We start from the raw sequence: 18,318 nt of genomic DNA, 5'->3' as shown, positions 1-18,318 counted from the left end.
GCTGTCTACGCCTCCCGGCGGTGCCGCCCGCCCGAGGGTTCGCCCCCCTCGGCGGTCAGCGCGGCCTCGCGTTCCTTCTCGGCCTTCTCCTCGGCCTCCATCTCGGCGAAGACGTCGATCGGCGCGGGCGCCTTGGCCAGGAAGACCCAGGTCAGCCAGACCGCCAGCAGGAACGGCGGGATCTTCAGGGCGACCAGGACCCAGCCGAGCCTGGTCGTGTCCGACCACCAGTACAGCGGGAAGAGGATCGCGCACTTGGCGAGCAGGATCAGGCCCCAGGCCCAACTGGCCTTCGCGTAGGCCTTCTTGCGGCCGGGGTTGCGGGTGCGCCAGGAGAGGTTCTCCTTGAAGACCGGGCCGAGGATGAGGCCGATCAGGGGCACCCCAGCGAGGGTCGTGAAGATGTACGCCAGCGCCAGGCCCAGCGTGTAGAGCATGCCGGGGAGGTAGAAGTCCTTGGCGTTGCCGGTGAACATCGCGAAGACCACGCCGAAGGCCACGCCGAACACACCGCTGAAGGCGTGCTTGACGGTGTCCTTCATGGCGAGCCGGACCACGACCAGGACCAGGGAGACGATCAGCGCCGCGATCGCCGACACGTGCAGGTCCTTGTCGATCGTGAAGATCGCCACGAAGAGCAGGCCCGGCACGACCGTCTCGACCATGCCGCGGACACCGCCGAACGCCTCGAACAGCGCGGCCTCGGTCACCGCGCGGGCGTCGCCGGCCGGGTCTGGCGGAGTCTGGTCGGTGCTTTCGGTCGGCTTGTCGAGGGACGTCACCGGCTACTCCCGTCCGAGGGGTCGCAGTTCGTACTTCGGGTTGAACAGCACCCGGCGGCCCCGGCTCATCGAGATCCGGCCCGATGCGATCAGCTTGCGCCCCGGTTCTATGCCCACGATGGAACGCCTGCCGAGCCACACCACGTCCAGCGCGGCGGAGCCGTCGAACAGCTCGGCCTCCAGGGCCGGGACCCCGGCGCGAGGTCGCAAGGTGACCGTGCGCAAGGTACCAGTTACGGTGACGATCTGCCGGTCATGGCAGTCACCGATCTTCGTACAGCCCGCCGTCTCGGCGTCTTCGCGCAGCTCCTCGGACTCCAGGTCCTCCTGCGACGAGGAGAGCCGGTCGAGCATGCGCCGGAACCGGCCGGCCGGCTTTTCGGAACGAGGAACAGCACTCATACCTGAAGCGTACCGGGGCCCACCGACGCCGCCGTAGCCCAGCTCACTTCGCGGCCCGGCTCACTTCTCGAACCGGTATCCCATCCCCGGCTCCGTGATGAAGTGCCGGGGGTGCGAGGGGTCGGTCTCCAGCTTGCGGCGCAGTTGGGCCATGTAGACGCGCAGGTAGTTGGTCTCGGTCCCGTACGACGGCCCCCACACCTCCTGCAGCAGCTGCTTCTGGCTGACCAGGCGCCCGGTGTTGCGGACCAGCACCTCCAGCAGGTGCCACTCGGTCGGGGTGAGCCGGACGTCCTTTCCGGCGCGGTTGACCTTCTTGGCGGCCAGGTCGACGGTGAAGCCCTCGGTCTCCACCGTCGTCAGGTCGTCCTCGCCGGGCCCAACCGGCTCGGCCCGGCGCACGGCGGCCCGCAGCCGGGCCAGCAGCTCGTCCATGCCGAAGGGCTTGGTGACGTAGTCGTCGGCGCCCGCGTCCAGCGCCTCGACCTTCTCGTCGGAGGAGTGCCGGGCGGACAGGACCAGGATCGGCACGCGGGTCCAGCCGCGCAGGCCCTTGATCACCTCGACGCCGTCCATGTCCGGCAGGCCCAGGTCCAGCACGACCACGTCGGGGTGCCGGGACGCGGCGAGTTCGAGGGCGGTACGGCCGTCGGGGGCCGCGTCGACCTCGTACTTGCGTGCCTTGAGGTTGATCACGAGGGCGCGCACGATCTGCGGCTCGTCGTCGACCACGAGCACCCGGGTCGTCATAGGGTCTGCCTTTCTGGTTCCGCAATGTCCCAGCCCGCATCGGGGGCCTCGGGAGCCGATCCTGCCGCCCGCAGGCTCAGGACCATGGTGAGTCCCCCGCCCGGCGTGTCCTCGGCGTTGAGGGTGCCGCCCATGGCCTCCGCGAAGCCCCGGGCGACCGCGAGACCGAGGCCGACGCCGGCGCCGCGCGGGGCGTCACCGTAGCGCTGGAAGGGTTCGAAGATCCGGTCCTTGGCCTCGTCCGGCACGCCCGGCCCGCGGTCCACCACCCGCACCTCGACCCGGTCGGCGATGGCGCTCGCGGAGACCAGCACGGGCCGCCCGCGGGGGCTGTACTTGACGGCGTTCTCGACCAGGTTGGCCACGGACCGCTCCAGCAGTCCGGGGTCGACCTCGACCATCGGCAGGGTCTCGGGCACGTCCAGCTCGACGCTGTCCTCCGGTACGCCGCCCAGGGCCATCGGGACGACCTCGTCCACGTCGATCTCGCGGATCAGCGGGGTGACCGTACCGGTCTGCAGGCGGGACATGTCGAGCAGGTTGCCGACGAGGTGGTCGAGCCGGTCGGCGCCCTCCTCGATGCCCTGCAGCAGCTCCGCCTGGTCCTCCTCGGACCAGGCCACGTCGTCCGAACGCAGCGAGGAGACGGCGGCCTTGATGCCGGCCAGCGGGGTGCGCAGGTCGTGGCTGACGGCGGCCAGCAGGGCGGTGCGGATGCGGTTGCCCTCGGCGAGCGTGCGGGCCTGGTCGGCCTCCTCCTGCAGGCGCCGGCGGTCCAGCGCGACGGCGGCCTGCGCGGCGAAGGCGGCCAGCACCCGGCGGTCCTCGGCGGGCAGCACGCGGCCGGTGAGCGCGAGCGCCATGTGGTCGCCGACGGGCATGTCGACGTCGGCGTCCTCGGGCCGCTCCAGCGAGCGCCCGAATCCGGCGCGCCCTGCGCACGTCCACGGTTCGACGTCGCTCGCCCGTTCCAGCAGCGCGGCCGACTCCATCGCGAAGGTCTCCCGGACCCGCTCCAGCAGTTCCTCCAGCCTCGTCTCGCCGCGCAGCACGTTCCCGGCGAGGAAGGAGAGGATCTCCGACTCGGCGCGCAGCCGGGCGGCCTGGTGGGTGCGCCGGGCGGCGAGGTCGACCACCGAGGCGACCGACATGCCGACGCCGAAGAAGATCGCGATGGCGACCATGTTCTTGGGGTCGGCGATGGTCAGCCGGTGCAGCGGCGGGGTGTAGAAGTAGTTCAGCAGCAGCGAGCCGAAGGCCGCCGAGGCCAGGGCGGGCAGCAGGCCGCCGAGCAGCGCCGCCGCGACGGTGACCGCGAGGAACAGCAGCATGTCGTTGGCGAGGCCGAGGTCGACGGTGTTCAGCAGCACCGCGAGGACCGCGGGGCCCACCAGGCCCACCGCCCAGCCCCAGATGATCCGGGCCCGCCCGAGCCGTCCGCCCCGGGCCACGGGCAGTCCGCGGCCCTTGGCGGCCTCCTCGTGGGTGACGATGTGGACGTCGAGGTCGGGGCCGGAGTCCCGGGCGACCGTCGCACCGACGCCGGGCCCGAAGACGTACTGCCAGGCCTTGCGGCGCGAGGAACCCAGCACGATCTGGGTGGCGTTGACACCGCGCGCGAAGGCCAGCAGGGCGGCCGGTATGTCGTCTCCGACCACGTGGTGGAAGGTGCCGCCCAGGTCCTCCACGAGGGTGCGCTGGACGGCCAGCTCCTTGGGGGAGGCCGAGGTCAGCCCGTCGCTGCGGGCTATGTAGACGGCGAGCACCTCACCGCCGGCGCCCTTCTCGGCGAGCCGCGCGGCCCGGCGGATCAGGGTGCGTCCCTCGGGGCCGCCGGTCAGGCCGACCACGATCCGCTCCCGCGAACCCCAGATCTTGGAGACCCGGTGTTCGCTGCGGTAGGCGTTCAGGTACTCGTCGACCCGGTCGGCCACCCACAGCAGCGCCAGCTCGCGCAGGGCGGTGAGGTTGCCGGGACGGAAGTAGTTCGAGAGCGCCGCGTCGACCTTGTCGGGCTGGTAGATGTTGCCGTGGGCCATCCGGCGGCGCAGGGCCTGCGGGGACATGTCGACCAGCTCGATCTGGTCGGCGCGCCGTACCACCTCGTCCGGGACGGTCTCGCGCTGGCGCACCCCGGTGATCGACTCCACGACGTCGCCGAGTGATTCCAGGTGCTGGATGTTGACGGTGGAGATCACGTCGATCCCGGCGGCGAGCAGTGCCTCGACGTCCTGCCAGCGCTTGGCGTTGCGGGATCCGGGGATGTTGGTGTGGGCGAGTTCGTCGACCAGGGCCACGGCGGGCGCCCGGCGCAGCACGGCGTCGACGTCCATCTCGCCGAAGGTGGTGTCCCGGTACTCCAGCCGCTTGCGCGGCACCTGCTCCAGGCCGTGCAGCATCACCTCGGTGCGCGGCCGCTCGTGGTGCTCGACGAAGGCCACGACACAGTCGGTGCCCCGCTCCACTCGGCGGTGCGCCTCGGCGAGCATGGCGTACGTCTTGCCCACGCCCGGTGCCGCGCCGAGGTAGATCCGAAGCTTGCCGCGTGCCATGGCCCCATTGTCTTCCCGTGACTGCTGCCTACGCAGCGTCGACCTTACGGCCAACAATCACGGCAAACGGGACGCGGGGGCGGGCGCCGGACAACTTTGACGCAACCCTGATGAGCAGGCCGGGCACCGGGACGGCTCAGTGCTCGGCGACTTCGCCGTCACGCAGTTCCAGCACCCGGTCGGCCCAAGGAGAACCGCCCCACGGCGCGAGTCCGCACAAACGGGCCGCACCTCTCAGAGGCACGGCCCGTACATCCCTGCTGAACCCGGCGGAGCGCCTAGCGGACTTCCGTGATCTCCGGCCCGCGCTGCAGCTGGCCCATCCCACCGGAGAAACGCGAGGACTCCTCCTGCTGGACGCCCTCGGGCACCATCTGCGCGTCGTTGGGGAGCTTGAGGACGATCGGGTCGCGGGGCGCCATCGGCCCCTCACCGCGCACCACGACCGCGTCCCGGAAGATCTGCTCCAGCAGGCCGGCGGCCTGCGGCTGCACGGCCCCCTGCCCGGAGATCACACCGCGCAGGAACCACCGCGGACCGTCCACACCGACGAACCGCACGACCTGGAAACCACCCGTGCCGTCCGGCAGCTGCACCGGCACCTGCGCCCGCAGCTCCCACCCCAGCGGGCCCTCGACCTCGTCGACGATGCCACCCTGCTGGGTGATGCCGCCCGCGATCTCCTCGCGGACCTCGCCCCAGATGCCCTCGCGCTTGGGGGCGGCGAAGGCCTGGAGCTGGATGGCGCTGTCGCGCAGCACGACGGTCGCGGCGACGATCGCGTCACCGGCGACCTCGACCCGCAGCTCCATGCCCTCGACGCCCGGGATGAACAGCCCGCCGAGGTCCACGCGGCCCTCGCCCGGGTCGCGTACCTCGCTGCTGTCCCACGGCCCGTCGGGCCGCGGTCCCGGTTCCAGCCGGACGCGCTCGCGCTCGGCCTCCGCTTCCTCGTCCGCCTCGGTGTCGACGCTGTCGACGACCTGCTCGGCCTCGCCGGCCGCATCCTCGGCGGCACCCTTCTTGTTGCGACGTCCGAACACGTCACTGTCCTTCCCGGTCGGATACGACCGAAGCGTATCGATTCCCACCCGTCGGACCGCCATCGGCGGCCTGACCGCTTGTGCCGCTCTCGTCGCCCACCGCGGCATGGCCACCGGTGGACCCGAAGCCCCCTTCGGCCCGCGCCGAGCCGGGAAGTTCCGCGACCTCCTGGAAGCGGACCCTCTCGACCTGCTGGACGACCAGTTGGGCAATCCGGTCGAAGCGCTCGAACCGCACGCTGTCGCGCGGATCGAGATTCACCACGATCACCTTGATCTCCCCACGGTACCCGGCATCAACCGTCCCCGGGGCATTCACGAGGGCGACACCGCAGCGTGCGGCGAGGCCGGAGCGGGGATGCACGAAGGCCGCGTACCCCTCGGGCAGGGCGATCGACACCCCTGTGGGCAGCACCGCCCGCTCCCCCGGGGCCAGCTCGCACGGCTCGGTGGTGCGCAGATCGGCTCCGGCGTCCCCGGGGTGCTCGTACGCCGGAAGCGGTACGTCGGGGTCGATGCGCCGGAGCAGCACATCCAGGGGGCCACGGCTCACGGGTTCACCTCGAAGGCGCGGGCGCGCCGGACCTGGTCCGGGTCGCTCATGGCGGCCTGGATCTCCTCCTCGCGGCCGTGGTCGATGAAGTGGTCGACCTTGACCTCGATGAAGAGGGCGTCCGCGCGGACGGCGACGGGCCCGTCGGGGCCGCCGAGGCGTCCGGTGGCGGTGGAGTAGATCTTCCGCCCGGCGACGGCCGTGACCTCGGCCTCCAGGTACAGCGTGGTGCCCACCGGGACGGGCCGTGCGAAGTCGGTCTCCAGCCGCCCGGTGACGGCGATGGTCCGCAGCAGCCAGTTCAGCGAGCCGAGGGTCTCGTCCAGGGCCGTGGCCAGCACTCCGCCATGGGCGAGGCCGGGGGCGCCCTGGTGGGCGGGCTGGACGGTGAACTCGGCGGTCAGCGAGACACCCTCGCCCGCGCGGGCCTCCAGGTGCAGGCCGTGCGGCTGCCCGGGACCACAACCGAAACAGTGTTCGTAGTGGGCGCCGAGGAGTTCCCCGGGCGCGGGCGCGTCGGGGTGCCGTACCGGTTTCACCGCGTCGGCGGGAGGCTGAAGGCTTACGGAACTACCACTCACAGCCGCAGACCTTACCCGCCGTCCGTCACCCCCCACCGCCCCGCCTGACAGCGCTTCGCGCCGGCCGCCCTGATTCCGGGCCGGTGCGGATCCCGTGCCAAGCTTGGCTCCATGCAGCCCTCCGCCACCCCGTACGAAGAACGTCTCACCACCCCCCGCTCGTGGTGGCTGATCAGCTTCCTCGTGGGCGTCTCGTTCGCCCTGATCCTGCTCCCCTTCGGCACCCTGCCGCTGCTCGGCGGCCTGGTCGGCGGTACGGCGGCGGCGGCCGTGGTCGCCAGCGCGTACGGCTCCCCGCGCATCCGCGTGGTGGGCGACTCGCTGATCGCGGGCGAGGCGAAGATCCCGGTGTCGGCGCTGGGTGAGTCGGAGGTGCTGGACGCGGAGGAGGCCCGGGCCTGGCGGACGTACAAGGCCGACACACGTGCCTTCCTGCTGCTGCGCGCCTACGTCCCGACGGCTCTGCGCGTGGAGGTCACGGACCCGGAGGACCCGACGCCGTACCTGTACCTGTCGACGCGGGAGCCGGAGAAGCTGGCGGCGGCGATCGAGGCGGCCCGTACGGCGAACGCCTAGAGCTCTTCCGGGAGGTCGCCGAGTCTCAGCGGCTGCTCCGGCTCCTCCAGCGGGGGAAGCTCCGGCAGTTCCTCCCACGGGACCTGGACCGTGCGCAGGTCGGCCCGGATACGGGCGGCGAGCCTCCTGGTGTCCCTGCGGTTCATGACCGCGCCGACCGCGGCACCGACCATGAACGGCATGAGGTTGGGCAGGTCGCGGACCATCCGCTTCATGATCTGCTGGCGCAGTTCGCGCTTCATGCGGCCGCCGAGGGCCGCGTCGTAGCTCGACGGCTTCATCACGTCGATCCCGCGCTCCCCCGACCAGGAGGACAGATACGCGGTGCTGCGGGTCTTGAGGTTCCCCGGCGGGCGTACGCCGTAGACCTCGTGCAGTTCGGCGATGAGCTTCAGTTCGATCGCGGCGACCCCGGTGATCTCCGCGGCCAGTTCGGTCGGCATGGCAGGGGGCACCGGCAGCATGGCCGCCGCTCCGATCCCTGCCCCGATCGTCGAGGTGCCGGCCGCCGCGCCCGCCACGAGCTTGTCGGCGAGTTCTTCGGGCCCGGCACCCGGGAACTGCCGGCGCAGGGTCGCGAGGTCGCGTACGGGGACACGCGGGGCGATCTCGATGATCCGGTCCGCGAGGTAGGCCAGGCCCGCGCGAGCGCGGCTGCCGCCCCTGCGGGCCCCTTCCCGGGCCATGTCCCGGGCCTTGTCACGCATCGCCGCGGCCCGTCGCCTGGCGACGGGCGCGGGATGCCGCACCGGCGCCGGGTGGTCCGCCCGGTCGGTCGCCGGTTCGAGCGGGGCCACCACTCCTGGTGAGCCCCGCTCGTCGTCACGCGCGCCGTGCGGGCCGTCGGACGGCCCTTCGTCCGCCTTTCCCAGGGAGAAGCGGCGCTTCCGTGGAGGGGTCGAGCCGGTCACGGCCGACCCGCCCTCAGTCGCAGTCGCGGCAGATCGGCTGACCGTTCTTCTCGCGGGCCAGCTGGCTGCGGTGATGCACCAGGAAGCAGCTCATGCAGGTGAACTCGTCCTGCTGCTTGGGCAGCACCCGGACGGCCAGCTCCTCGTTCGAGAGATCGGCGCCGGGCAGTTCGAGGCCCTCGGCGGCCTCGAACTCGTCGACGTCCACCGCGGAAGTGGACTTGTCGTTCCGCCGGGCCTTCAGCTCTTCAAGGCTGTCCGAGTCGACGTCGTCGTCGGTCTTGCGTGGAGTGTCGTAATCGGTTGCCATATCGCTCTCCCCCTCTGGGTGTCTGCGGTGTCTCCAGCGCACGTAACGCGTGAGAGGCCGGACTTGTGCCCGACCTGAGGCGGAGATTTTGCCTCACATCAAGGTCTGTTACTCAATCGACACCCAACCCGACCCCTCAAGAGTGATCGGCTTGGCTGGCGGTGAGGACCGTACACGGTTCGAATGTCACACCTCAAAGGCGCCTCACCGTGTACTTCCCGTGATCAAGAGCCCTGAAAACCCGGACTTTCCCGGCTTTCTGCCATCCTTCATGATCACGGAACGTACATGGCTGGAAATCCGCCCATGTGACTGATCGCACAATGTGAACCCCGTCGGGCGCCCTGAAAATTCCGCGCAAAGCGAACATCGTCCGCGTGTGTCGGTTCTGGTCACAGCGGCAGGGTGACTCGCATCACCAGACCACCGCCCTCACGCGGCTGCGCCACGATGTGGCCGCCGTGCGCCCGGGCCACGGACCGCACGATGGACAGGCCGAGGCCGACGCCCTTGTCGCTGCCCGTGCGCTCCGTACGGAGCCGCCTGAAGGGTTCGAAGAGGTTGTCGATCTCGTACGCCGGCACCACCGGCCCGGTGTTCGCGACCGTCAGCACCGCCTGTCCGTGCTCCACCTCGGTGGTCACCTCCACCCAGCCGCCCTCGGCAATGTTGTACCGCACAGCGTTCTGCACGAGGTTCAGCGCGATCCGCTCCAGCAGCACGCCGTTGCCCTGCACCACGGCGGGCTTGCGCTCACCGCGGATCTTCACGCCCTTGGCGTCGGCCTCGGCGTGCACCTGGTCCAGTGCCTGGGAGGCTACCTCGGCCAGGTCGACGGGCTTGCGCTCGACGATCTGGTTGTCGCTGCGGGCGAGCAGCAACAGGCCCTCGACCAGCTGTTCGCTGCGCTCGTTGGTCGCCAGCAGCGTCTTGCCGAGCTGCTGCAGCTCCACCGGGGCGTTCGGGTCCGACAGATGGACCTCCAGCAGCGTTCTGTTGATCGCGAGCGGGGTGCGCAGCTCATGGGAGGCGTTGCCGACGAAGCGCTGCTGGGCGGTGAAGGCCCGCTGCAGCCGCTCCAGCATGTCGTCGAAGGTGTCCGCCAGCTCCTTCAGCTCGTCGTCCGGGCCGTCCAGCTCGATCCGGCGGGACAGATCGGATCCGGCCACCTGACGGGCGGTACGGGTGATCCGGCCGAGCGGGGACAGCACGCGGCCGGCCATCGCGTAGCCGAACGCGAAGGCGATCACGGCGAGGCCCAGCAGGGCCAGCAGGGAGCGGCTGAGCAGGTTGTCCAGGGCCCCCTGGCGCTGGCGGTCCACGCAGTGGGCGATCGCGTCGTTGAAGTCCGGCAGCGGCACCGAGCTGGAGTTGATCGCGGTGATCGCCGGGCAGTTGTCGCTGGAGACCTTGATGTCCGTACCGCTCACGATCTTGAACAGCGGCTGATTGCCCGTGCTGATCGCCTGCGCGGCCAGCAGGTAGATGATCGACAGCAGCAGGATGCCGGCGATCAGGAACATGCCGCCGTACAGCAGCGTGAGCCGTATGCGGATGGTCGGGCGCAGCCACGGGAACGGGGGCTCCGGCCTCCTGGGGTCCCAGGTGGGCTTCGGCGGCGCCTGGGGCGGTGCGGGTGTCGCGGCCATGGCGGATCAGATCCGGTAGCCGGAGCCGGGGACGGTGACGATCACCGGGGGCTCGCCGAGCTTGCGCCGCAGGGTCATCACGGTGACGCGGACGACGTTGGTGAACGGGTCGGTGTTCTCGTCCCAGGCCTTCTCCAGCAGCTGCTCGGCCGAGACGACCGCGCCCTCGCTGCGCATGAGCACCTCCAGCACCGCGAACTCCTTGGGCGCGAGCTGGATCTCCTTGCCGTCGCGGAAGACCTCGCGGCGGTTGGGGTCGAGCTTGATGCCGGCGCGCTCCAGGACCGGCGGCAGCGGCACGCTCGTACGGCGGCCGAGGGCGCGCACGCGCGCGATCAGCTCGCTGAACGCGAACGGCTTGGGCAGATAGTCGTCGGCGCCGATCTCCAGGCCCTCGACCCGGTCGCTGACGTCGCCGGAGGCGGTGAGCATGAGCACGCGCGTGGGCATGCCCAGCTCCACGATCTTGCGGCAGACGTCGTCGCCGTGCACGAGCGGGAGGTCGCGGTCGAGGACGACCACGTCGTAGTCGTTGACGCCGATGCGCTCCAGGGCGGCCGCACCGTCGTACACGACGTCGACGGCCATGGCCTCCCGGCGCAGTCCGGTGGCCACCGCATCGGCGAGCAGCTGCTCGTCCTCGACGACGAGTACGCGCACGTCGCAAGTCCTTCCTCTGTCCGCCCGCACAGCGCACCGTGGGCACGTGCGGGCAGGGGTGTTCGTGGGGTGTGACCTCCATCCTGCCCTTTTCGGCCGTAAGTCGGCTGTAAGGCGGGTTGCGGACCGCACGGACCGGCGTGCGGGGGCGGGAATACGAGATTTTCTCCTCCGGTTGAGGTTTCCGGGCAGGGGAGCGGGGGGAGGACGGCTTTACACCCCGCGATCACGCTCTGCATGTGCCGCAGCACCATGCGGTACACCGCGACCCGCTTGCCGCAGAGTGGGCGCGGGTGTCCGGCACCGTCGCCGCCCGGCAGGGCAGTGCTGGGCACCCGTGGGAGACGTGATCGCCTCTTTCCCAACCGGCACACCCCCGTGCCACCGACCCACGACCCAGGACGAGGGGGCGCAGCATGGACGCTTTCACCGCAGGACTTCTGCAGCGCATAAGGGCGACCGAGTCCGACCTGTCGCGGGCTCGTGACGAGGGTGACGACTTCCTCGTCGAAGTGGAGCAGGCAGAGCTCGACGACCTGCGACGCCTCGCCGCCGAACACGGTGTGGAGGTCGGCGCGTCACGCGTCTGATCGGCCCGAAAGCGCAAGAAGGGACCCCGGCGAATCCAGCGCCGGGGTCCCTTTGCGTCATGCGGTGCGCCGGGCGCGGCCCCCGCTCAGTCGTGCCACGCGCCGAACTCCTCCAGCAGCACCTGCAGCGGCTCGAAGACCCCCGGCGATCCGGCGACCGTCAGATCGCGCGACGGCCGCTCCCCGGGCCGCCCTCCGACCAGCGCCCCCGCCTCCTGGGCGATCAGGTCACCCGCCGCGAAGTCCCAGGCGTTGAGCCCCCGCTCGTAGTACCCGTCGAGCCGGCCGCAGGCCACGTCGCACAGGTCGACCGCCGCCGAGCCGCTGCGCCGGATGTCCCGCAGCAGCGGGATCAGCCGGCCGGCCACCTCGGCCTGGTGGGTGCGGACCTCGGCGACGTAGTTGAAGCCGGTGGAAACCAGCGCCTGGTCCAACGGGGGCGCGGGGCGGCAGGCGAGCGCCCGCTCGCCCTTCCACGCGCCCGTGGCCCACGCACCGCCGCCGCGCACGGCGTGGTACGTCTCACCGCGCATCGGAGCCGCGACGACCCCGGCGACCGTCTCGCCGTCCCGCTCCGCCGCGATGGACACCGCCCAGGTCGGCAGGCCGTACAGGTAGTTCACCGTGCCGTCGAGCGGGTCGATCACCCAACGGATGCCGCTGGTGCCCTCGCTGGAGGCGCCCTCCTCGCCGAGGAAGCCGTCGTCGGGACGCCGGCCGGAGATCAGATCGGTGATCAGCTTCTCCGCCGCGATGTCCATCTCGGTGACGACGTCGATCGGGCTGGACTTGGTCCTCGCCACGGCCAGGCCGGCCGGGCGGCCGTCCCGCAGCAGCTCTCCGGCCCGGCGGGCGGCCTCCTGGGCCAGCTGAAGCAGTTCGCGGTGCAGGGCGTCGGTCACGGGGCTCCTCACGCGTAGGGACTGTCGGCGCCGGCGGCGGCCGGGTGCGGGACGCGGGCCGGGCAGCAGCCGACGGGGCAGACGTCGTGGCTCGGGCCCAGGGCGCCCAGGGCGCAGGGGGTGACCTGGCGGCCGCGCTCCACGGCGGCGCGTTCGGTGATCAGCTCGCGGACGGCCGCGGCGAACCGGGGGTCGGCGCCCACCGTGGCCGAGCGGCGCACGGGCAGGCCCAGTTCCCCGGCCTTGGCCGTGGCCTCGGTGTCGAGGTCGTAGAGGACCTCCATGTGGTCGGAGACGAAGCCGATGGGGGCCATGACGACGGCCGGGGCGCCCGCCGCGTGCCGCTCCTCGAGGTGGTCGCAGATGTCCGGCTCCAGCCACGGGATGTGCGGGGCGCCGGAACGGGACTGGTAGACCAGCCGCCAGGGGTGGTCGATCCCGGTGCGCTCGCGGACGGCGTCGGCGATCAGCTGGGCCACGTCCAGGTGCTGTTCGACGTACGCCCCGCCCTCGCCGTGGGCCTCGACGGGGCCGGAGCTGTCGGCGGCGGAGGTGGGGATGGAGTGCGTGGTGAAGGCGATGTGGGCGCCGGCGCGGACGTCCTCGGGGAGGTCGGCGAGGGCGCGCAGCACGCCGTCGACCATGGGCTCGACGAAGCCGGGGTGGTTGAAGTAGTGCCGCAGCTTGTCGATCTCCGGGAGCTCCACGCCCTCGGCCTGCAGCGTGGCCAGCGCGTCGGCGAGGTTCTCGCGGTACTGGCGGCAGCCCGAGTAGGAGGCGTAGGCGCTGGTGGCGAGGACCAGGATGCGGCGGCGTCCGTCGGCGGCCATCTCCCGCAGGGTGTCCGTGAGGTACGGCGCCCAGTTGCGGTTGCCCCAGTAGACCGGCAGGTCCAGGCCGTGGTCGGCGAAGTCCTTGCGCAGGGCGTCCAGCAGGGCGCGGTTCTGGTCATTGATGGGGCTGACCCCGCCGAACTGGAAGTAGTGCTGCCCGACTTCCTTCAGGCGTTCCTTCGGGATGCCCCGCCCGCGCGTGACGTTCTCCAGGAACGGGACCACGTCGTCCGGGCCTTCGGGACCGCCGAAGGAGAGCAGGAGCAGGGCGTCGTACGGGGTGGCATCGAGCGCGTCTGGCATGTCTCGATCCTGCCACCCGGTGCTGACAGCCGGGAAACAGCGGGATGACGAGTCGGGTTCCAGGGGGTTTATACCGGTTTTTTCCCCGGTCGAGCGGGGTGCAATTAGGGTGACCTAACTCGTAAGCTGTACCAGCCGCATTCGCGACTTACCGAGCCGCTTCGGAGACCACGTGCCCAGCCCCTACAGAGCCTTGTTCGCCGCGCCCGGCACCAAGGCGTTCTCCGCCGCGGGATTCCTCGGCCGGATGCCGCTGTCGATGATGGGCATCGGCGTGGTCACGATGATCTCCCAGCTGACCGGGCGGTACGGGCTCGCGGGCGCGCTGTCGGCCACCATCGCGCTGTCCGCAGCGGTGATCGGGCCGCAGATCTCCCGGCTGGTCGACCAGCACGGCCAGCGCCGGGTGCTGCGTCCCGCGACCCTGGTGACGCTCGCGGCGGCGGCCGGGCTGCTGCTCGCCGCGCACTTCCGGTGGGCGGACTGGGTGCTGTTCGTGTGCGCGGCGGGGATCGGCTCGGTGCCGAGTCTCGGCGCGATGATCCGGGCCCGCTGGGCGGCCCTGTACCGGGGCACGCCGCAGCTGCACACCGCCTACTCGTTCGAGTCGGTCGTCGACGAGGTCTGCTTCATCTTCGGCCCGATCATCTCCATCGGGCTGTCCACGGCCTGGTTCCCGGAGGCCGGGCCGCTGCTGGCCGCCTGCTTCCTGGCCGCCGGGGTCTTCTGGCTGACCGCCCAGCGGTCCACCGAGCCGGAGCCGCACCCGCGCGAGAGACAAGGCGGCGGTACGGCCCTGCGCTCGGCCGGGCTGCAGGTGCTGGTGGCGACCTTCGCGGCCACGGGAGCGATCTTCGGCTCCGTGGACGTGGTCACCGTCGCCTTCGCCGACGAGCGCGGCCACAAGGGCGCCGCGAGCCTGGTCCTCGCGCTGTACGCGGCCGGTTCCTGCGCGGCCGGCGTGGTCTTCGGGCTGCTGCGGTTCGCGGGGGCGCCGGAACGTCGCTGGTTGCTGGGCGTGACGGGGATGGCCGTGAGTATGATCCCCCTCCTACTGGTCGGAAACCTGCCGCTTCTGGCCGTGGCGCTGTTCGTTGCGGGGCTGTCCATCGCACCGACGATGATCACGACGATGTCCCTCATCGAAGAGCACGTACCTCGCGCGCAGCTCACCGAGGGCATGACCTGGGTGAGCACCGGCCTCGCGGTCGGGGTCGCGCTCGGCTCCTCCGTGGCCGGCTGGGTGATCGACGCAGCCGGGGCGCGGGCCGGGTACGGGGTTCCGGCCGTGTCCGGGGCCGTCGCGGTCGCGGTCGGTTTCCTGGGGTACCGCCGGCTGCGCAGGCCGGCCGCGGGTCGGGGAGGCACCGTTGAGCAGCACAGCGAGCGGGAAGAACGGCACCTGGCGTAACTGGGGCGGCAACGTCTCCGCCCGGCCTGCCCGGCAGGTCGCGCCGGCCTCGGTGGAGGAGCTGGCCGCGGCGGTGCGCCGGGCGGCCGAGGACGGCCTGAAGGTGAAGGCGGTCGGGACCGGCCATTCCTTCACCTCGATCGCGGCCACCGACGGAGTGTTGATCCGCCCTCAACTGTTGACCGGGATCCGCACCATCGACCGGTCGTCCATGACGGTCACGGTGGAGGCCGGCACCCCGCTCAAGAGACTCAACGCGGCCCTGGCGCGCGAGGGCCTGTCGCTGGCCAACATGGGCGACATCATGGAGCAGACCGTCTCCGGGGCCACCAGCACCGGCACGCACGGCACGGGCCGTGAGTCCGGTTCCATCTCCGCGCAGATCAAGGGGCTCGAACTCGTCACGGCGGACGGGTCGGTGCTCACCTGCTCCGAGAAGGAGAACCCGGAGGTCTTCGCGGCCGCCCGGACGGGCCTCGGCGCCCTCGGCGTCATCACCGCGATCACCTTCGCCGTGGAGCCGCTGTTCCTGCTCACCGCGCGCGAGGAACCGATGCCGTTCGAGCGGGTCCTCGCAGAATTCGATCAACTGTGGGCGGAGAACGAGCACTTCGAGTTCTACTGGTTCCCGCACACCGACAGCACCAACACCAAGCGGAACAACCGCAGCGCCGGCCCCGAACAGCCCGTGGGGCAGCTGGCCGGCTGGTTCGAGGACGAGTTCCTCTCCAACGGGGTCTTCCAGGTGGCCCAGTGGGTCGGCCGCGCCGCCCCCGCCACCGTCCCGGCCATCGCGCGGATCTCCAGCAAGGCCCTGTCCGCGCGGACGTACACGGACATCCCCTACAAGGTCTTCACCTCGCCGCGCCGGGTGCGCTTCGTGGAGATGGAGTACGCCGTCCCGCGCGCGGCCCTGGTGGAGACGCTGCGCGAGCTGAAGGCCATGGTCGAGCGTTCGGGGCTGCGCGTCAGCTTCCCCGTCGAGGTGCGCACCGCCCCGGCCGACGACATCACCCTGTCCACCGCGTCCGGCCGGGACAGCGCCTACGTCGCCGTCCACATGTTCCGGGGGACGCCGTACCAGGCGTACTTCACCGCGGCCGAGCGGATCTTCACCGCGCACGAGGGCCGGCCGCACTGGGGCAAGGTGCACACGCGGGACGCCGAGTACTTCGCGCGCGTCTACCCGCGCTTCGGTGAGTTCACCGCGCTGAGGGACCGCCTTGACCCGGAACGGCTGTTCCAGAACGACTACTTGCGGAGGGTTCTGGGGTCGTAGGCGTCGCGGTGGACCCACTGGGCGTGGGGGTCGCAGACGGGCTCGGACCGTCACTCGGCTCACCGCCCGGGGAGCCGCCGGGCGTCGGGGTCGCGCTGGGGGCCGTACCACCGCCGGCATCGGGCGCGTGCGGTCGGGACGGCGCACCGGATGGGGCCGGCGCCTCGTCGGTCGCGGAGGGGGAATCGGAGGTGGCGGGGGAGTCGGTCGTGGCGGAGGACGAGCCCCGGCCGGTGACGGCGTCGCTCACCGTCGTCCCCCCGCCACCACTGAAACTGGTGCCCGAGACCAGTTCGTACGTCGTGATGCCGGCCATGGTCACACCGAACACGACGGCGGCCGCGACCACCGGCCGCCGCCGGCCCCGCACCCGCGCGCGGTGGAGAGTGCCCTCGGTGAACCCGTCCGGAGCCGGTGGCGCCTGCTCACCGGGGCGGGCCACGGCCGTCGCCTCGCGCAGCTGCTCCCCGGTCCGCTTGAAGAAGTGCTGGAACAGCGTGCCTCCACAGGTGGCGACCACGCTGACGACTCCCGCGCCGAGGATCGTGCCGTACACCCCGGCGTACGACGCCAGTTTGGCCGCCACCACCGCCGCCAGGGCACTGCCCGCGACCTGGGGGACGCTCAGGTCGATCCGTTTGCGACCCGCATCGGGCGTTTCACGCATACCCGGAACTTGCCTGCCCTTCTCGTACTTGACGGCGTACTTGATGACATTGACCGACCGACTGCACGAGTGAGGGACGTACAGACGAAACCAATAGTTCCGTTTCTGGTGATTGCGTGAAGTTCGCCACGTTCATGATCGGTAAAACCGGTTGCCAAGGGCCAAGTCGCAAGCCTTGCGAGAAGTTGGGCGGCGCGCCCATCCACGCACATGGTCCAAATGGAGTACTGTTGCGAGCCCTGGGCCCGGTCTCCCACCAGGGTGTCCGCGGCCTTGCAGGACCGCCGGGAGGGGGGCTAGTTGCACAGGGTGACGAGCTTGGTCACTTAGCGTTGCGAACAGGTAACCGTGCCATAACGGCGCCCCAGGGTCCGTGCCCGACACGCCGGGCAACTCGGCAAGGTTGTGGCAGGCTGCACCCGGGCAGGCCACACTCGACTAGCGGAAGCAGCGACGCACGTGACGTCGGCAGGCACCACCCGGGAGGTCCCCATGCCCGAACTGCGTGTCGTGGCCGTCTCGAATGACGGCACACGGCTGGTGCTCAAAGCTGCCGACTCCACGGAGTACACGCTTCCGATCGACGAACGGCTCCGCGCCGCCGTGCGCGGCGACCGGCCGCGTCTCGGCCAGATCGAGATCGAGGTCGAGAGCCATCTGCGCCCGCGTGACATCCAGGCGCGTATACGCGCCGGGGCCACCGCGGAAGAAGTCGCCCAGCTCGCCGGCATCCCCGTCGACCGCGTACGGCGGTTCGAGGGACCCGTGCTGGCCGAGCGCGCCTTCATGGCGGAGCGTGCCCGCAAGACCCCGGTCCGCCGGCCCGGCGAGAACTCCGGACCGCTGCTCGGCGAGGCCGTGCAGGAGCGGCTGCTGCTGCGCGGCGCCGAGAAGGACAGCGTGCAGTGGGACTCCTGGCGCCGCGACGACGGCACCTGGGAGGTCCTCCTGGTCTACCTGGTCGCCGGCGAACCGCACTCGGCGAGCTGGACCTACGACCCGCCCCGGCGGCTCGTACAGGCCGTGGACGACGAGGCCCGCTCGCTCATCGGCGAGTCCGACGACCTCGCCGTGCCCGAGCCGAGCTTCCCGTTCGTCCCGCGCATCGCCCGGCTGCCGCGCGAGCGTTCGATGGACCGCGCGCTCGACCGGAGCGAGCGGGAGCGGCCCGGCCTGCCCGCGCAGCCGTCCGAGGCCGCCGAGGAGAACACGGGCGAACGCGACTCGCTGACCAGCCTGCTGGAGGCCGTACCGAGCTTCCGGGGCGACCTGGTGGTCCCGGAGCGCCCGGCGGAGACGCCGGAGGAGCCCACCGACGAACCGGACGCGGAGGAGCCGCCGGCCCCCGCCGCCTCGGCCGGCTCGGCCTACGCGGACGTTCTCATGCCGCGCTCCGTCGGCAGCCATCGCGACCGCCTCACCGGCGCGACCGACCGGCAGGCCGAGGCCGACGGCGTTCGCCCCGGCCGCCGTGCCGCCGTGCCGAGCTGGGACGAGATCGTGTTCGGCACGCGCCGCAAGAAGCAGGAGTAGGCAGGCCGTTCGGGAAGGGCGGTGGCACGCG

Annotated in this window: 19 protein-coding genes; 5 read left to right on the top strand and 14 right to left on the bottom strand. The window is 71.4% G+C overall.

The window, feature by feature from the left end:
- Positions 1-5: 5 nt before the first annotated feature.
- The 7 genes from IO33_RS0117625 to IO33_RS0117595 all read right to left on the bottom strand — a co-directional run bounded on the left by IO33_RS0117625 (position 6) and on the right by IO33_RS0117595 (position 6,663).
- Positions 6-782: a DUF3159 domain-containing protein gene (locus IO33_RS0117625; RefSeq protein WP_031165827.1), complete on the bottom strand. Its 777-nt coding sequence runs from the start codon at positions 780-782 to the stop codon at positions 6-8.
- 3 nt (positions 783-785) lie between these two features.
- The gene (locus IO33_RS0117620) at positions 786-1,184 is read right to left on the bottom strand and encodes an OB-fold nucleic acid binding domain-containing protein (protein WP_076095565.1); all 399 of its coding nucleotides are present in this window, start codon (positions 1,182-1,184) and stop codon (positions 786-788) included.
- Between the two features lie 60 nt (positions 1,185-1,244).
- Complete coding sequence (locus tag IO33_RS0117615) at positions 1,245-1,934, bottom strand: response regulator (RefSeq protein WP_031165825.1); 690 nt, start codon at positions 1,932-1,934, stop codon at positions 1,245-1,247.
- Positions 1,931-4,486, bottom strand: a complete 2,556-nt coding sequence (locus IO33_RS0117610) for a sensor histidine kinase (protein WP_031165822.1) — start codon at positions 4,484-4,486, stop codon at positions 1,931-1,933. Before IO33_RS0117610 ends, IO33_RS0117615 begins: the two co-directional genes overlap by 4 nt.
- Positions 4,487-4,764: 278 nt before the next feature.
- Positions 4,765-5,529: a DUF3710 domain-containing protein gene (locus IO33_RS0117605; protein WP_031165821.1), complete on the bottom strand. Its 765-nt coding sequence runs from the start codon at positions 5,527-5,529 to the stop codon at positions 4,765-4,767.
- Between the two features lies 1 nt (position 5,530).
- On the bottom strand, positions 5,531-6,082 hold the full coding sequence (gene dut, locus IO33_RS0117600) for a dUTP diphosphatase (protein WP_031165820.1): 552 nt from the start codon (positions 6,080-6,082) through the stop codon (positions 5,531-5,533).
- Positions 6,079-6,663, bottom strand: coding sequence for a PaaI family thioesterase (locus tag IO33_RS0117595; RefSeq protein WP_031165818.1), 585 nt, complete (start codon positions 6,661-6,663; stop codon positions 6,079-6,081). Before IO33_RS0117595 ends, dut begins: the two co-directional genes overlap by 4 nt.
- Before the next feature lie 111 nt (positions 6,664-6,774).
- On the opposite strand from IO33_RS0117595, the gene IO33_RS0117590 reads away from it, so the two are divergent.
- Positions 6,775-7,239 carry a DUF3093 domain-containing protein gene (locus tag IO33_RS0117590; protein ID WP_031165816.1) on the top strand — a complete coding sequence of 155 codons (465 nt, stop codon included), beginning with the start codon at positions 6,775-6,777 and terminating at the stop codon, positions 7,237-7,239.
- On the opposite strand, the gene IO33_RS0117585 is transcribed toward IO33_RS0117590, so the two are convergent.
- From IO33_RS0117585 to IO33_RS0117570, 4 genes are all read right to left on the bottom strand, one after another.
- Entirely contained in the window at positions 7,236-8,150 is a 915-nt protein-coding gene (locus IO33_RS0117585) for a hypothetical protein (protein WP_031165809.1), read from the bottom strand. The genes IO33_RS0117590 and IO33_RS0117585 overlap by 4 nt on opposite strands.
- Before the next feature lie 13 nt (positions 8,151-8,163).
- Entirely contained in the window at positions 8,164-8,460 is a 297-nt protein-coding gene (locus IO33_RS0117580) for a DUF4193 domain-containing protein (protein ID WP_005481602.1), read from the bottom strand.
- A 392-nt stretch (positions 8,461-8,852) separates the two neighbouring features.
- Positions 8,853-10,109, bottom strand: a complete 1,257-nt coding sequence (locus IO33_RS0117575; RefSeq protein WP_031165804.1) for a sensor histidine kinase — start codon at positions 10,107-10,109, stop codon at positions 8,853-8,855.
- A gap of 6 nt (positions 10,110-10,115) precedes the next feature.
- A complete protein-coding gene (locus IO33_RS0117570) occupies positions 10,116-10,769 on the bottom strand; it encodes a response regulator transcription factor (RefSeq protein ID WP_031165802.1) in 654 nt (217 codons plus the stop codon).
- Between the two features lie 416 nt (positions 10,770-11,185).
- On the opposite strand from IO33_RS0117570, the gene IO33_RS51220 reads away from it, so the two are divergent.
- Positions 11,186-11,359 carry a hypothetical protein gene (locus tag IO33_RS51220; protein WP_023546087.1) on the top strand — a complete coding sequence of 58 codons (174 nt, stop codon included), beginning with the start codon at positions 11,186-11,188 and terminating at the stop codon, positions 11,357-11,359.
- Positions 11,360-11,445: 86 nt separating this feature from the next.
- On the opposite strand, the gene IO33_RS0117560 is transcribed toward IO33_RS51220, so the two are convergent.
- A complete protein-coding gene (locus IO33_RS0117560; protein WP_031165800.1) occupies positions 11,446-12,261 on the bottom strand; it encodes an inositol monophosphatase family protein in 816 nt (271 codons plus the stop codon).
- 8 nt (positions 12,262-12,269) lie between these two features.
- Entirely contained in the window at positions 12,270-13,397 is a 1,128-nt protein-coding gene (locus IO33_RS0117555) for a ferrochelatase (protein ID WP_031165797.1), read from the bottom strand.
- Between the two features lie 172 nt (positions 13,398-13,569).
- Here IO33_RS0117555 and IO33_RS0117550 point away from each other — a divergent pair, with 172 nt between their 5' ends.
- Together IO33_RS0117550 and IO33_RS0117545 are read left to right on the top strand one after the other, a co-directional pair.
- Positions 13,570-14,808, top strand: a complete 1,239-nt coding sequence (locus IO33_RS0117550) for an MFS transporter (protein ID WP_031165795.1) — start codon at positions 13,570-13,572, stop codon at positions 14,806-14,808.
- Positions 14,768-16,087 (top strand): D-arabinono-1,4-lactone oxidase, encoded by a 1,320-nt coding sequence (locus IO33_RS0117545; protein ID WP_031165793.1) that lies wholly within the window; start codon positions 14,768-14,770, stop codon positions 16,085-16,087. The genes IO33_RS0117550 and IO33_RS0117545 overlap by 41 nt, the downstream gene beginning before the upstream one ends.
- Here the strand turns inward: IO33_RS0117545 and IO33_RS49400 are convergent.
- Positions 16,011-16,754, bottom strand: coding sequence for a hypothetical protein (locus tag IO33_RS49400; RefSeq protein ID WP_107069332.1), 744 nt, complete (start codon positions 16,752-16,754; stop codon positions 16,011-16,013). The genes IO33_RS0117545 and IO33_RS49400 overlap by 77 nt on opposite strands.
- Before the next feature lie 492 nt (positions 16,755-17,246).
- Between IO33_RS49400 and sepH the strand changes: the two genes are divergently transcribed.
- The gene (gene sepH / locus IO33_RS0117535) at positions 17,247-18,287 is read left to right on the top strand and encodes a septation protein SepH (RefSeq protein WP_031165789.1); all 1,041 of its coding nucleotides are present in this window, start codon (positions 17,247-17,249) and stop codon (positions 18,285-18,287) included.
- Positions 18,288-18,318 lie beyond the last annotated feature (31 nt).

The organism is Streptomyces durhamensis (assembly GCF_000725475.1).
GTDB classification, from domain to species: Bacteria; Actinomycetota; Actinomycetes; order Streptomycetales; family Streptomycetaceae; genus Streptomyces; species Streptomyces filipinensis.
Note: the sequence above shows the minus strand (reverse complement) of the source record. Positions and strands in the feature narration are given on the sequence as shown.